We start from the raw sequence: 14543 nt of genomic DNA on the forward strand, positions 1-14543 counted from the left end.
CACGGCCTAGCAGCGGGCCAGGGTGCCGCTCTCGCGGGTGAGGTGGGTACTGGACATCCAGCCTTCGGTGTTCGTGCCCTCGATACGGGCGTAGACCCACTTGTTGCCGTGGGCGTTGGTGATGTAGCAGTGGTAAAAGACCTTCACGCCGGTCTTGACCACGGTCACGTAGCTGCACTCCGCGTACGGGCCGGTGTAGAAGTGGGAGTTGTCGACGAGGTAGCCGAAGCCGTTGCTGCGGTTCTCGTGGGCCCAGCCGGTGCACGCCGTCGATACCGGGGTGGGCTCCTTCACCGGGGAGGCGGGCTTGGTCGGCGAGGCGGGCGGCGTCGCGGCCGGCTTGGCGGCGGAGCTGCCGGGCGTCGGCGTGGAACCCGTCTTCGGGGACGCGCCGGCGGAACCGGCGGACGACGGGGTGCTGCCCCCGGCCGGCTGAGGGATGCCCGTCGGCGAGCTGACGGCGGGCGGCGTCGCCTGCCCGCCCCCGGCGGTCGTGCCGCCCTCCTGGCCGGTCAGGGCGTAGGTGATTCCGCCGCCTGCGGCGAGGAGTGCGACGGCGGCCGCCGATGCGACGAGGGTGCGGCTGCGGCGCCGTGCGCGACGGGCCGTGGAGCGGCTCGTTTCGGGAGAGGGGACCCCGGCGGGGCCCGCTGCCGGCGGCATGTGGGGATGGGGGTAGCCGGGATGCGGAGGCTGGGGCTGGGGCTGCGGGCCGGGCTGGGAGAACAGCGGGGGACCGAACCCGGGGGGCGGTGCGACGGCGGCCGCAGCCGCGGGATCAACCGTGGGAGCGGGAGCGGGAGCGGGAGCCGGGGCGGCGGACGTGCCGTGCACCGGCCGGCCCGAGGCGACGCGCTCCAGCATGTCGCGCGCCTGGTCCGCGGTGGGCCGGTCCTCCGGCTCCTTCGCCATCAGCGCCCGGAGCACCGGTGCGAGGGGTCCCGCCCGGCGGGGCTCCGGCAGTGGCTCGGTGACGATGGCCGACAGCGTGGACCACGCGGAGTTGCGGCGGAACGGCGAAGTGCCCTCCACGGCCGCGTACAGCGTCATGCCGAGCGACCAGATGTCCGACGCGGGACCGGGCTCCCTGCCCTGCGCGCGCTCCGGGGGCAGGTAGTCGAGGGAGCCGATGATGTCACCGCTGCGGGTCAGCTTGGCCACGGCCTCGTCGCCGGAGCCTTCCATGGTGGCGATGCCGAAGTCGGTGAGGACGACCCTCCCGCCGTGCTCCAGCAGCACGTTCGCGGGCTTGACGTCCCGATGCAGTACGCCGGCCCGGTGTGCGGCGTCGAGTGCGTCCATCAGCTTGGCGCCGATCGCCGCGGCCTCGTGCGGCTCCAGAGTGCCGCGCTCCATCACCAGGCCGTCGAGGGAGGTCCCCTCGACGAGTTCCATGACGATGACCGGCAGGCCCTGCTCCTCGGTCACGTCGTGCACGGTGACCACGCCGCTGTGCCGTATGCGGGCGGCGGCCTGTGCCTCCCGCTGCATCCGGGTCCGCAGATCGGCCAGTTCGGCCGCGGAGGCGTCGTTGAAGGCTCGCAGCACCTTGACGGCGACCTCGCGGTTCAGCAGTTCGTCCACCGCCCGGGCGACCACGCCCATGCCGCCGCGCCCGATCATGGAGGTCACCCGGTAGCGGCCTCCGAGGACCCTGCCCGTCAGCTCTCCGCCATTCGCTTCCCCCGTCGTCACCGCACGCTCCGTTCCCACCCGTTCGTCATCCATCAGCCGGCGGCCTCAAGGGTAGAGGCAGGCGCGCGGGGGGAGTCCGGCGGCCTTCCCGAGGAAGAACACGTTCTCATCTGACCTTCCGTCAGATTGGAACGTGTTCTAGTCTGCCGCGCATGGGCATCGGAATCACGCAAGAGCAGCGGGAGTTGGCCGAGGCGGTGCGCGGATGGGCGGCGCGGACCGTCCCGCCCGAGGAGGTGCGCAAGCTCCTCGACACCCCGCCGCAGACGGGGGCGCGCCCCTCCTACTGGGACGCGATGGGCGCGCAGGGGCTGCTGGAGCCGCACCTGGAGGGCGGGACCCTGCTCGACCTGGCCGTCGTCGTCGAGGAGGCCGCCCGGGCGGCGCTGCCCGGGGCGTACCTGCCGAGCGCGCTGGCCTCCGTCCTGCTGCACCGGGCCGGGGCCGAGCCGCTCGAGGGCCGGGTCGGGGCGGTCGCCCTCGGTCCCGGGAGCCTGACCGCCGTCGCCGTCGAGGGCGGCGGCTACCTGCTCGACGGGACCGCGCCCCCGGTGCTCGGCGCCGGCGAGGCCGACCTCGTACTGCTCGCCGCCGAGGCCGCGCACGGCACCCGCTGGTTCGCCGTGGACGCCGCCGCGCTGGACATCCGTACGCACGAGAGCGCCGACCCGACCCGGCCCACCGCCGAGGTGCACGCGCGCGGGGTCACCGCCGGGCCCGGCCGGGTGCTGGAGCTGGACGCGGCCCTGGTGCTGGACCTGGCCTGCACGCTCTTCGCCGCCGACGCCTGCGGCACCGCCGCCTGGGCGCTGGGCACGGCCGCCGAGTACGCAAAGGTCCGCGAGCAGTTCGGCCGGCCCATCGGGCAGTTCCAGGGCATCAAGCACCTGTGCGCCGACATGCTGGTCCGGCTCGAGCAGGCCAGGGCGCTGGCCTGGGACGCGGCGCAGGCGATGGACGAGCCCGCGGAGGTGCGCTCGCTCGTCGCGGCGCTGGCCGCCGGAACCGCGCTGGACGCCGCGTACTCCTGCGCCAAGGACTGCATCCAGGTGCTCGGCGGGATCGGGTTCACCTGGGAGCACGACGCCCACATCTTCCTGCGCCGGGCCCTGGTCGCCCGCCAGCTCCTCGGCCCGGGCGACGGGCACCGCGTACGGGCCGTGCGGCTCGCGGCGGCGGGCGCCCGGCGCGAGCTGCGGCTGGAATTCACGGAGGAGGGCCTGCGGGAAGGCGCGGCGTACCGGGCGAGGGCGCGGGCCGCCATCGAGGACGCGCGCGGACTCGACCCGGCGGCCGCCCGGCGGATCCTGGCCCCCACCGGCTACGCGGCCCCCTACCTGCCGCCCCCCTACGGCCTGGGCGCCGGGCCCGTCGAGCAGCTCGTCGTCCAGCAGGAGCTGCGCGCGGCCGGGGTCAAGCTCGCCGACCTGGGCATCGCCACCTGGGTCCTGCCCTCGCTGCTCGCCTACGGGACCGACGCGCAGCGCGAGGCCTACGTCCTGCCGACGCTGCGCGGGGACGTGACCTGGTGCCAGCTCTTCTCCGAGCCGGGGGCGGGCTCCGACCTGGCCTCGCTGCGGACGAAGGCCGAGCGCGCCGAGGACGGCTCCTGGAGGGTCAACGGACAGAAGGTGTGGACGAGTTCCGCGCGCAGCGCCGACTTCGGGATCCTGCTGGCCCGGACGGATCCGGACGCCCCCAAGCACAAGGGGCTCGGCTACTTCGTCGTCGACATGAAACGCACTGCCGGCATCGACATCCGGCCGCTGAAGGAGATCACCGGCGAGGCCCTCTTCAACGAGGTGTACTTCGACGACGCGGAGCTCCCGGCGGACGCGCTGGTCGGGGCGGCCGACGGCGGGTGGAAGGTCGCCCGCAACACCCTCGGCGACGAGCGGGTCCACATGGCCGACCAGATGGCCTTCGATACCGGCCTCGAAGCCCTGATCGCCCGCTCGGCCGAGCTCGACGGGGCGTACCGGGCGCGGATCGGGGCGCTCGCCGCCGAGGCGCACGCACTGGCCTGCATCGGGCTGCGCACCACGCTCCAGCAGGTGTCGGGGCTGGAGCCGGGCGCCGGTGCCTCCGTACGCAAACTCGTGCAGACCCCGCACCAGCAGCGGACCGCGGAGCTCGCACTCGAACTGCTGGGCCCGGCGGGCGCGGTACGGGAGGGGGCGGGGGAGCGGGCGGTGCACGGGATGCTCATGTCCCGCTGCCTGACCATCGCCGGGGGCACCACGCAGGTCCAGCTCAACGTCGTCGCCGAGCGGATCCTCGGCCTTCCCAGGGACTAGGAGTTGTCGGGCATGAAGTCGTACATCGTGGGCGTCGGCATGACGAAGTTCGAGAAGCCGGAGTCGAGGGAGTGGCAGTACTGGGACATGGCCAAGGAGGCCGGGACCGCGGCGCTGGCGGACGCGGGAGTGGACTACGGGCTGGTGGAGCAGGTGCCGGTGGGCTACTGCTTCCAGGCTTCCACGGCCGGCCAGCGGGCGGCGTACGAGCTGGGGCTGAGCGGGGTCCCGGTCTACAACGTGAACAACAACTGCGCGACGGGGTCGACGGCGCTGATGATGGCGCGGCAGTTCGTGGAGGGCGGGCTGAACGACTGCGTGCTGGCGCTCGGCTTCGAGAAGATGAAGCGGGGCGCGCTGGGGGGCGGGGCCGACGGGGGCTCCGACTTCAAGACCTCGCCGGTGGCCCGGCACTACGGGATCATGGCGGCCGGGCACGGCTTCGAGATGTCCCCGCCGACCGCGCAGATCTTCGGGAACGCGGCGCGGGAGCACATGGAGCGGTACGGGACCACGGCCGCGCAGCTGGCGGCGGTCGGCGCGAAGAACCACCGGCACTCGGCGAACAACCCGAACGCGCAGTTCCAGGACGTGTACTCGGTGGAGGAGATCCTGGCGGCGAAGGAGATCCACGCGCCGCTGACGAAGCTGCAGTGCTCGCCGACCTCGGACGGTGCGGCGGCGGCGCTGGTGGTCTCGGAGCGGTTCCTCGTCGCGCACGGGCTCCACGACAAGGCGGTCGAGCTCGTCGCCCAGTCGATGACGACGGACACGGAGGAGTCCTTCTCGTCGGGCTCGTGCATCGACGTGGTCGGCAAGCCGATGACCGCGGCGGCGGGGCGTGCCGTGTTCTCGGCCTCGGGGCTCGGCATCGAGGACGTCGACGTGATCGAGCTGCACGACTGCTTCTCGATCAACGAGCTGCTGACGTACGAGGCGCTGGGCATGTGCGAGGACGGGGCCGCGGGCAAGCTGGTCGAGAGCGGGGCCACGACGTACGGCGGGCGGTGGGTGGTCAACCCCTCCGGCGGGCTGATCTCCAAGGGGCACCCGCTGGGCGCGACGGGGCTGGCGCAGGCCGCGGAGCTGGTCTGGCAGCTGCGCGGTGAGGCGGGCCCGCGCCAGGTCCCCGGGGCCCGGGTGGGCCTCGCCCACAACATCGGCCTGGGCGGCGCGGCGGTGGTGACCCTCCTCCGGAGGTAGCGGCTCACCGCCGCCACCGGGTCACAGCACTAGGCCTCGAGGGCCGGGTCGACCACCGTTTCGCCCATCGAGGCACGGCGGATCGCATCCGCCAGGTCCTCGATCGGGCCGTCGCGCAGGACCAGCCCCGCCGCGCCCGCCGCCAAGACGGAGGCCGACAGCCCCGGGTGTGCGGATCCGGTCATGACCAGCACCCGGCACTCCGGGTCCTCCGCCAGCAGTGCCGGTACGGCGGCCTCCTCGTCCACCAGCGCCACCACCGGGCGGGCCGTGGCGGAGGACACCACCTCGATGTCGGGCTGCAGTGCGAGCTGCAGCGCGAGAGCCGGGTCCGGCGGTTCCAGCAGGACCCGCAGGGAGCGTGCCGGACGGTGCTGCACGGGCATTTCCTCCACCCGCGAAGGCTACGGGTCCCGCTGTCCCGACCGTGCGCAACACGCCCCGCCGCGACTTCATCTGACGTGAAGTCAGCAGTCTTCCCAAGTGCTGGGACGTGCGTTATACATTCCCTCACCGGTCCTAGAACGCGTTCTAGAACGTGCCCTGCGGACCGGCCCGCATACGACCTCGGTGCGGCCGACGGTGCGGACGGCCGCACCGAGGTCTTCCCATGGCCCCCCTTTTTTCAACGACAGGGAGCAGCATCCTCATGCCGATCGATGCCGCCAAGGCCCTCGCCGCCGACCCCCGCCAGGGGGACATCGCCTGGGACCACAAGGACATCCAGCTCTACCACCTCGGCCTGGGCGCCGGTCTCCCGGCGACCGACCCCGACGAGCTGCGCTACACCCTCGAGTCCAAGCTCCACGTCCTGCCCAGCTTCGCGACCGTCGCCGGCGCCGGCATGGCCATGATGGGCGGCCTCGCCGCCCCCGGGATCGAGGTCAACCTCGCCGACGTCCTGCACGGCGGCCAGTCCATCGAGCTGCACCGGCCCATCCCCGTCAAGGGCAGCGCGACCTCCTCCGCCAAGGTCGCCGCCCTCTACGACAAGGGCAAGGCCGCCGTGATCGTGCTGCGCACCGAGGTCGCGGACGCCGAGGGGCCGCTGTGGACCAGCGACGCGCAGATCTTCGTACGCGGCGAAGGCGGGTTCGGCGGCGAGCGCGGGCCCTCCGTCCGCGAGGAGCTGCCCGAACGCGCGCCGGACCGGGTCGAGGAACGCACGATCCGCGAGGAGCAGGCGCTGCTGTACCGGCTCTCCGGCGACTGGAACCCCCTGCACGCCGACCCCGAGTTCGCCAAGACGGCCGGCTTCGACCGGCCGATCCTGCACGGCCTGTGCTCGTACGGGATGACCCTCAAGGCCGTCGTCGACACGGCCCTCGGCGGGGACGTGTCCCGGGTCCGCGCCTACCGCACGCGCTTCGCCGGGATCGTCTTCCCCGGCGAGACCCTGCGCATCCGGATGTGGCAGGAGACCGGCCGCGTCCTGGTGGCCGTGAGCGCCGCCGACCGCGACGACGCGCCGGTCCTCGCCGACACCGTCGTCGAACACTCGTAGCACCCACAGAAGGAGCCGCACCGTGCGCGCAGCACTGCAGAGCGAGATCGGCCAGGACAAGCTCGAGGTCGTCGACGACATGGAGGCCGTGGGCCTCGGTCCCGGCAAGGTCAAGATCCGGATCAAGGCCACCGGCCTGTGCCACTCCGACCTCTCCGCGATGAGCGGCGTCCTGCCGCAGCCCGCCCCCTTCATCCCCGGCCACGAGGGCTCCGGAGTGGTCTCCGACGTCGGCGACGGCGTCACGAGCCACCAGATCGGCGACCGGGTCCTCGTCTGCTGGCTGCCGCCGTGCGGCCACTGCCCGTCCTGCAAGCGCGGCCAGGGCCACCTGTGCCTGGCGAGCCTGGTCAACGCGGGCACCCCGAACTTCCGCCGGGCGGGCGGCGACATCTTCGGATTCGCCGCGACCGGCACCTTCGCCGAGGAGCTCGTGGTCGACGCCGCGTGCGCCGTCCCGATCCCCGACGACGTCCCCTTCGACATCGCCGCCCTCATCGGCTGCGGGGTCACCACCGGCCTCGGTGCTGCCATCAACACCGCCAAGGTGGAGGCCGGCTCCTCGGTCGCCGTCATCGGCTGCGGGGGCGTCGGCATATCCGTCATCCAGGGTGCCAAGGTGCAGGGCGCGGCCCAGATCATCGCCGTCGACCCGGTGGAGTCGCGGCGCGAGGCGGCCCTGCGGTTCGGGGCCACCGAAGCGGTGGCGCCGGACGCCTTCGACGACGCCAAGAACCGCATCACCGGCGGCGAGGGCTTCGACTGCGTCTTCGAGGTCGTCGGCAAGTCCGCCACCGCGCAGACCGCGTACAAGATGACCCGGCGCGGCGGCAGCGTGGTCATCGTCGGCGCGGGCGCCATGGACGACACCTTCCAGATCGACATGTTCTCGCTCTTCTTCGACGAGAAGAAGATCCTTCCGTCGATGTACGGCGGCGGCGACGTGCTCCGGTCCTACGAGCGCACCATCGCGCTGTGGCGGGCCGGCCGGGTGGACCTGGCGGGCCTGATCACCCACCGGGTGCAGCTCGCCGAGATCAACGACGCCCTCGACCAGATGCGCACGGGCGTGGCCCTGCGCACCTGCATCGAACTCTGACCCGTTCTACCGATTCCGAGGGGAACCGTACGGATGTCACTGCCACTTGAAGGGCTCTGCGCCATCGTCACGGGCGCGGGCCGCGGGCTCGGCCGGGCCGAGGCGATCGAACTCGCGCGGCTCGGCGCGAGCGTGGTCGTCAACGACTTCGGCCAGCCCGGCCGGGACGGCTCGGGAGAGGCCTCGGCCGCCCCGGCCGAGGAGGTGGCCGCGGAGATCCGCGCCGCGGGCGGGCAGGCCGTCGCGCACCTGGGCGACGTGGCCGACTTCGAGCAGGCGCGCGAGCTGGTCGAGCTGGCGGTCGGCAGTTTCGGCAAGCTCGACATCCTGGTCAACAACGCGGGCATCCTGCGCGACCGGATGGTCTTCTCCATGTCGGAGGCGGAGTGGGACTCGGTGATCCGGGTCCACCTCAAGGGCCACTTCAACACCACGCACTTCGCGTCCGCGCATTGGCGGGAGCGGTCGAAGGCGGCGGGCGGCCCGGTCTACGGCCGCATCGTCAACACCTCCTCCGAGGCCTTCCTCGGCGGCTCGGCCGGCCAGCCGAACTACGCGGCGGCCAAGGGCGGCATCGTGGGGCTCACCACCTCCACCGCCCTTGCCCTGGCGAAGTACGGGGTGACGGCCAACGCCATTTGCCCGCGCGCCCGCACCCGGATGACCGAGGACGTCTTCGCGGGCTTCGAGGTCCCGGAGGAGGGCAAGCTGGACGCCCTCGCCCCCGAGCACGTCTCCCCGCTCGTCGGCTACCTGGCCTCACCCGCCGCGGCCAAGGCCAACGGGCAGCTGTTCGTCGTACACGGCGGGATCGTGGTCGTCATGGAACGCCCCAGGGTGGCCGCGAAGTTCGACACCGCCAAGGAGGCCTTCTCCTACGAGGAGCTCGACGGGGTCCTGACCCCGCACTACGACTCCCGCCCCGCGAACGAGACCTTCGCCGCGACGGAGGTACTGGGCCTCAAGCACGACTGAGCGGAGCCTGCTGGAGGGGGACCGGGCGGGGCGCCGACGGCGGTACGGGGTCCAGGCGGACCGGCGGGGGAGGGGCGGGCGGAATGCCCAACCCGACGACGCCGCAGGGCACTTCGGAGGTCGCGTACGGCAGGTGCAGGCGGCCCTGTGTGCTCCACAGGCCCGTGCCCAGCCAGCCCCGGGGTGCCCCGAGCCGGAAGACGTGCCGGTCGGCGGGGCGCCACAGGCCGATGCCGCCCTCCCCCGACGGGCCCAGCCGCAAGGCCACCCCGCAGGTCTCCGGCATCAGCGCCTGGCCCGGCTGGACCGCGAACGGGGCCGCGTCCAGGTGGCGCAGGCACTCCGGGAAGCGGACCGGCAGGGAGCTGCCCAGCACCCCCCAGCCGAGGCGCGGTTCACCCGGCGCGTCGGAGCGGATCAGCAGCAGCCCGCTGTCCGGGTCGGCGAGCAGCAGCCGGTCCTCGCTGTCCTCCGCGATCTGGAGCAGCGGGGACACCTCGCCGCCGCGCTCCAGGTCCACGGCCACGGCCTTGGTGGTGCCGTCCAGCTCGCGGTCCAGGGCCAGCAGCCGGCCCGTACGGTCCAGCCAGACGCCGCCGGAGCAGCGGCCCGGGACCTCGGCCACCCGCTGCGGCCCGAAGGCGGCCCCGGCGACCTGCCAGAGCGTGGTCCCCCCGTCGCCCGCGGCCAGCGCGAAGGCGCCGCGCCCGTCCGGGGACGGCGGCAGCAGGCGGACCCGTACCCCGTCCTGCTGCTCCACCCCGCCCAGCTGGAGCTCCCCGGTGCGCGGCCCCGCCGCGGCGCCCGTCGGGTAGAGCAGCGCGAAGGCGTGCCGCTCCGCCACCCGCCGGTGGATCAGCACCCGCCCGTCGGCCAGCGGCAGCACCTCGCTGTCGGCCTCCTCGGGCTGCGCGAGCGGCAGCGGTACCGCGTACGGCTCGGGCCCGGCCAGGGTCCAGCGCTCCGCGTAGAGCGCCTCGCCGTCCCCGGCGAGCCGGGCGGCGTACGCCCCGTCCGCGGCGAGCGTGAACGGGGCCGTGTTCGTCGTATCGATGGCACAGACAGTCATCCGTGCGTCACCTCCGGTGAGGAAGCTAGTTTTGGCCCTTCCTGCCGAACAACACCCCCAACCCCGCTTCACACGTACGGGTGGCCGGGCGGCGGTTCTCCTGAGGGCGGGGAGGCGATTGTGCTGGGCGAGATCGGGACGTTTAGGGTGGGGAATTGGTTAGGTATGCCTAACTCGACCCTGGCCGCCCCGGTCCCCCCACCCCTGGAGTTGTGACATGTCCTTCCGACGCCGCCCAGCCGCCGCCGTCGCCCTCGCCGCTGCCGCCGCGCTCGTCCTCACCGCCTGCGGCGGACAGGACGACAAGGCGGCCGCGGACAAGGCCCCCGCCGGAGGCGGCGAGAAGAAGGCCGTCGCCCAGGGCGGCAAGGAGTTCGGCGAGGCCGCGAAGAAGACGGCCGCCTTCGGGACCACCGCCGCGGCCGGCCAGTTCCCGCGCACCGTCACCCACGCCATGGGCTCCACCGAGCTCAAGGCCGCCCCCCAGCGCGTCGTGGTCCTGGACGTCGGCGAGCTGGACAACGTTGTCTCCCTGGGGATGCAGCCGGTGGGCTACGCGCCGTCCGAGGGCGACGCGGGCATCCCCGAGTACCTCAAGAAGGACGCGGGCGAGCCCAAGTCGGTCGGCACGATCAACAATCTCAACCTGGAAGCCATCAACGCCCTCAAGCCCGACTTGATCCTCGGCAGCCAGCTGCGCGCCGCGGACAAGTACGACGCCCTCTCGAAGATCGCCCCGACCGTCTTCTCCATCCGCCCCGGCTTCCCGTGGAAGGAGAACTACCTCCTGAACGCGGCCGCGCTCGACAAGACCGCCGAGGCCAAGGCCAAGCTCGACGCCTACCAGGCCAAGGCGGCCGAGCTCGGCGCCGACCTCGGAGAGAAGAAGCCCACCGTCACGATGCTGCGCTACATGCCGGGCAAGACCCGCCTGTACGCCGGGGCCTCCTTCATCGGCACCGTCCTGAAGGACTCCGGCATCCCGCGCCCGCAGAACCAGCAGGTGGAGGACCTCGCCGTCGAGATCAGCCCGGAGCGGATGGACGAGGCCGCCGCCGACTGGATCTTCACCGGCGTCTACGGGGCCAAGGACAAGACCAAGCGCGACTCCGCCGAGGCCAACCCGCTGTGGAAGGGCCTGGAGGCCGTGCAGCAGGGCCGCGCCAAGGACGTCCCGGACGAGACCTGGTACCTCGGCCTCGGCGTGACCGCCGCCGACAAGGTCCTCGACGACCTGCGCGGCTTCCTCGTCAGGTAGCGGGGCCCCCGCGGCCCGGCCGGCAAGCGGCCGGGCCATGGGGCGGGCGCCACGGACGGTAGCCTTGCACCGTGCCCCGTCTCTCTGAAGTCATCGCCGCGCTGGACGCTCTCTGGCCCCCCTCGCGGGCCGAGCAGTGGGATGCCGTCGGCACCGTCTGCGGCGATCCCGACGCCGAGGTCTCCCGGGTCCTGTTCGCCGTGGACCCCGTACAGGAGATCGCCGACGAAGCGCTCACGCTGGGCGCCGACCTGATCGTCACCCACCACCCGCTCTACCTGCGCGGCACCACCACCGTCGAGGCCGGCACCTCCAAGGGCCGCGTCGTGCACACGCTGATCAAGAACGACATCGCGCTGCACGTCGCCCACACCAACGCCGACACCGCCGATCCCGGCGTCTCCGACGCCCTGGCGGGCGCCCTGGACCTGCGCATCGTCGGCCCGCTGGTGCCCGACCCCACCGACCCCGCGGGCCGCCGCGGCCTCGGCCGGATCTGCGAACTGGACCGCCCCGAGACGCTGCGCGAGTTCGCCGCGCGCGCCGCGGCCTGGCTGCCGCAGACCGCCCAGGGCATCCGCTTCGCCGGCGACCCGGACGCCCTGATCCGCCGCGTCGCCGTCAGCGGCGGCTCCGGCGACAGCCTCTTCGAGCAGGTCCGCGCCGCCGGCGTGGACGCCTTCCTGACCGCCGACCTGCGCCACCACCCGGTCTCCGAGGCCCGCGAGCAGAGCCCGCTCGCCCTCGTCGACGCCGCCCACTGGGCCACCGAGTGGCCCTGGTGCGAGCAGGCCGCGGCCCAGCTCGACGCGATCTCCGAGCGCCACGGATGGGGTCTGCGGACCCACGTCTCGCTCGCCGTCACCGACCCGTGGACGGCGCACGCGCCGTCCGTCACACACCCTTCTATCTCTGGAGCCCCCAACTGAACGCCGAGCCCGCCGACCAGATCCGACTTCTCGACGTCCAGGCCCTGGACGTGCGGCTGTCTCAGCTCGCCCACAAGCGCAAGTCGCTGCCCGAGCACGCCGAGGTCGACTCGCTGACCAAGGACCTCACCCAGCAGCGCGACCTGCTCGTCGCCGCCCAGACGCAGGCCAGCGACGCCGCTCGCGAGCAGACCAAGGCGGAGCAGGACGTGGACCAGGTGCGCACGCGCGCCGCCCGCGACCAGCAGCGCCTGGACTCCGGCGTGGGCATCTCGGCCCGGGACCTGGCCAACCTGCAGAGCGAGGTCGTCTCCCTGGCCAAGCGGCAGGCCGACCTGGAGGACGTGGTCCTGGAGGTCATGGAGCGCCTGGAGGGCGCGCAGGAGCGGGTCACCGAACTCACCGGGAGCGTCTCCGCCCTGGAGGCCAAGCTGGCCGACGCCACCGCGCGCCGCGACGCGGCCACCGGCGAGCTCGACGCCGAGGCCGCCAAGATCGTCAAGGACCGCGAGGTCATCGTCGGCTCCATGCCGGCCGACCTGATGGCCCTGTACGAGAAGATCCGCGTCAAGCAGGGCGGGGTCGGCGCCGCGCGCCTGTACCAGCGCCGCTGCGAGGGCTGCCGCCTCGAACTCGACATGGCCGAGGTCAACGAGATCAAGGCCGCGGCCCGCGACCAGGTCGTGCGCCACGAGAACTGCGGCCGCATCCTGGTCCGTACGGCCGACTCGGGCATCTGATGCCGCGGTTTGTCGTGGAGGCGGACGGCGGCTCCCGGGGCAACCCGGGGCCCGCCGGCTACGGCGCGGTCGTCCTCGACCCGGCGACGGGCGAGACGCTGGCCGAGCGCGCGGAGTACATCGGCGTCGCGACGAACAACGTGGCGGAGTACAAGGGCCTGATCGCCGGGCTCAGGGCGGCGCGCGAACTGGCGTCGGACGCGCAGGTCCTGGTCCGGATGGACTCCAAGCTGGTCGTCGAGCAGATGTCCGGCCGCTGGAAGATCAAGCACCAGGACATGAAGCCGCTCGCGGCGGAAGCGGCGACGATCCTGCCCCGCTCCCAAGTGACGTACGAGTGGATCCCGCGCGAGAAGAACAAGCACGCGGACCGGCTCGCCAACGAGGCGATGGACGCGGGCAAGCGCGGCAAGCAGTGGGAGCCGTCGGCCTCCTCGGCCGCCCTCGACCGCGGGGCCGCTGCCCTGGCCGGGCCTCCCGGGGATGCGGCGAAGGGTGCTGCCGCCGTGCGCGCCGCCCTTGCCTCCGGCGGGAGTACGCGGGTCACCGCAGCCGCGGCTGCGACCGCCTCGGGCTCCGCCGCGGGCACCGGCGCGGCGGAGGCTGCGGACACGCGCGCCGCCCGCGCCGCCGCCTCCGCCGAACCGGCGGGCGCCGACACTCTGTTCGCCGAGCCGGGCCGGATTCCGGCTCCGGCATCGGTATCCGGTGCGGCGGGAGACGTCCTCGCCCCCGGCGCCGGTCTGCCCCGGCCCACCACCGGAGGCACCGGCTGGGGGCCCGACATGGGCACTCCCGCCACGTTCGTGCTGCTGCGCCACGGCGAGACCGCCCTCACCCCGCAGAAGCGCTTCTCCGGCAGCGGGGGCAGCGACCCCGAGCTGTCCCCGGCCGGGCGGCGCCAGGCGTCGGCCGTGGCCGAGGCGCTGGCCGCCCGCGGCACCGTCCAGACCGTCATCAGCTCCCCGCTGCGCCGCTGCCGCGAGACCGCCCAGGCCGTCGCCGACCGCCTGGGCCTGCCGGTGACGGTCGAAGAGGGCCTGCGCGAGGTGGACTTCGGCGCCTGGGAGGGCCTGACCTTCGCCGAGGTGCGGGAGCGGTTCCCCGACGACCTCCAGGCATGGCTGGACTCCCCGCGGGCCGCCCCCACGGGCGGCGGCGAGAGCTTCACGGCCGCCACCCGCCGGATCTCGGCGACCCGGGACCGGCTGCTCGCCGAGCACGCGGGCCGCACGGTCCTGCTGGTCTCGCACGTGACCCCGGTCAAGATCCTGGTCCGCCTCGCCCTGGGCGCTCCGCCGGAGTCGCTGTTCCGCATGGAACTCTCGGCGGCCTCCCTGTCGGCGGTGGCCTACTACGCGGACGGCAACGCCTCGGTCCGGCTGCTGAACGACACCTCGCACCTGCGCTAGCCGGCCCCGCCGGCGAAGCCGTACGAAAGCCCCCCGTGCCGCGCGCGGGGGGCTTTCGCAGGGGGCGCCCCGCGGCTGCCGCGTCCGCGGCCCCAGGCAGGTGCCCAAGGCCGCCGCCCGAGCAGGGCCTATTCGCCGCCGTCGCCGTTGCCGCTGCCCTTCACGCCCCGTCGCCTGCTCTTGTCGGCGCCGCGCACCGCTCTGCCGATACCGAGCGTCACGCTCGCCACGATGCGGACCCAGCGGGGCCCGCCGCGCTCCGCCCAGACCACGCAGACGGCCCCGCCGACGGCGGCAGCCAGGAGCAGCAGGAGCAGAACGGTCATTTTCCCCACCTCTTGTGTGTGCCGGCACGCGCCTGC

At 73.5% G+C, this 14543-nt stretch carries 13 protein-coding genes; 9 read left to right on the forward strand and 4 right to left on the reverse strand.

Going from position 1 to position 14543, the window contains the following annotated elements; translation table 11 throughout:
- Nucleotides 1-6: 6 nt before the first annotated feature.
- On the reverse strand, nt 7-1695 hold the full coding sequence (locus ACIPUC_RS07515) for a serine/threonine-protein kinase (RefSeq protein ID WP_446587295.1): 1689 nt from the start codon (nt 1693-1695) through the stop codon (nt 7-9).
- A 152-nt stretch (nt 1696-1847) separates the two neighbouring features.
- On the opposite strand from ACIPUC_RS07515, the gene ACIPUC_RS07520 reads away from it, so the two are divergent.
- Nucleotides 1848-3992: an acyl-CoA dehydrogenase gene (locus ACIPUC_RS07520; protein WP_446587297.1), complete on the forward strand. Its 2145-nt coding sequence runs from the start codon at nt 1848-1850 to the stop codon at nt 3990-3992.
- A gap of 12 nt (nt 3993-4004) precedes the next feature.
- A complete protein-coding gene (locus tag ACIPUC_RS07525; RefSeq protein WP_446587299.1) occupies nt 4005-5195 on the forward strand; it encodes a lipid-transfer protein in 1191 nt (396 codons plus the stop codon).
- 29 nt (nt 5196-5224) lie between these two features.
- On the opposite strand, the gene ACIPUC_RS07530 is transcribed toward ACIPUC_RS07525, so the two are convergent.
- Entirely contained in the window at nt 5225-5581 is a 357-nt protein-coding gene (locus tag ACIPUC_RS07530) for a DNA-binding response regulator (RefSeq protein ID WP_446587666.1), read from the reverse strand.
- Between the two features lie 263 nt (nt 5582-5844).
- Here ACIPUC_RS07530 and ACIPUC_RS07535 point away from each other — a divergent pair, with 263 nt between their 5' ends.
- The 3 genes from ACIPUC_RS07535 to ACIPUC_RS07545 are packed head-to-tail and all read left to right on the forward strand — an operon-like array spanning nt 5845 to nt 8773.
- Nucleotides 5845-6699, forward strand: a complete 855-nt coding sequence (locus ACIPUC_RS07535) for a MaoC/PaaZ C-terminal domain-containing protein (protein WP_446587301.1) — start codon at nt 5845-5847, stop codon at nt 6697-6699.
- 22 nt (nt 6700-6721) lie between these two features.
- Complete coding sequence (locus ACIPUC_RS07540) at nt 6722-7798, forward strand: Zn-dependent alcohol dehydrogenase (RefSeq protein WP_446587303.1); 1077 nt, start codon at nt 6722-6724, stop codon at nt 7796-7798.
- 33 nt (nt 7799-7831) lie between these two features.
- Nucleotides 7832-8773, forward strand: a complete 942-nt coding sequence (locus tag ACIPUC_RS07545) for a 3-oxoacyl-ACP reductase (protein ID WP_446587305.1) — start codon at nt 7832-7834, stop codon at nt 8771-8773.
- On the opposite strand, the gene ACIPUC_RS07550 is transcribed toward ACIPUC_RS07545, so the two are convergent.
- Nucleotides 8760-9842 (reverse strand): hypothetical protein, encoded by a 1083-nt coding sequence (locus ACIPUC_RS07550; RefSeq protein WP_446587307.1) that lies wholly within the window; start codon nt 9840-9842, stop codon nt 8760-8762. The two genes, ACIPUC_RS07545 and ACIPUC_RS07550, sit on opposite strands and share 14 nt — an antisense overlap.
- A 217-nt stretch (nt 9843-10059) precedes the next feature.
- On the opposite strand from ACIPUC_RS07550, the gene ACIPUC_RS07555 reads away from it, so the two are divergent.
- The 4 genes from ACIPUC_RS07555 to ACIPUC_RS07570 all read left to right on the forward strand — a co-directional run bounded on the left by ACIPUC_RS07555 (nt 10060) and on the right by ACIPUC_RS07570 (nt 14181).
- Complete coding sequence (locus tag ACIPUC_RS07555; protein WP_446587309.1) at nt 10060-11100, forward strand: ABC transporter substrate-binding protein; 1041 nt, start codon at nt 10060-10062, stop codon at nt 11098-11100.
- A gap of 71 nt (nt 11101-11171) precedes the next feature.
- Nucleotides 11172-12029, forward strand: coding sequence for a Nif3-like dinuclear metal center hexameric protein (locus ACIPUC_RS07560; protein WP_446587311.1), 858 nt, complete (start codon nt 11172-11174; stop codon nt 12027-12029).
- Nucleotides 12026-12769 (forward strand): zinc ribbon domain-containing protein, encoded by a 744-nt coding sequence (locus ACIPUC_RS07565; protein ID WP_446587668.1) that lies wholly within the window; start codon nt 12026-12028, stop codon nt 12767-12769. The genes ACIPUC_RS07560 and ACIPUC_RS07565 overlap by 4 nt, the downstream gene beginning before the upstream one ends.
- On the forward strand, nt 12769-14181 hold the full coding sequence (locus tag ACIPUC_RS07570) for a bifunctional RNase H/acid phosphatase (RefSeq protein WP_446587313.1): 1413 nt from the start codon (nt 12769-12771) through the stop codon (nt 14179-14181). Before ACIPUC_RS07565 ends, ACIPUC_RS07570 begins: the two co-directional genes overlap by 1 nt.
- Before the next feature lie 128 nt (nt 14182-14309).
- Here ACIPUC_RS07570 and ACIPUC_RS07575 read toward each other — a convergent pair whose 3' ends face one another.
- Entirely contained in the window at nt 14310-14507 is a 198-nt protein-coding gene (locus ACIPUC_RS07575) for a hypothetical protein (RefSeq protein ID WP_446587315.1), read from the reverse strand.
- Nucleotides 14508-14543: the final 36 nt, after the last annotated feature.

The organism is Streptomyces sp. LARHCF249 (assembly GCF_052871255.1).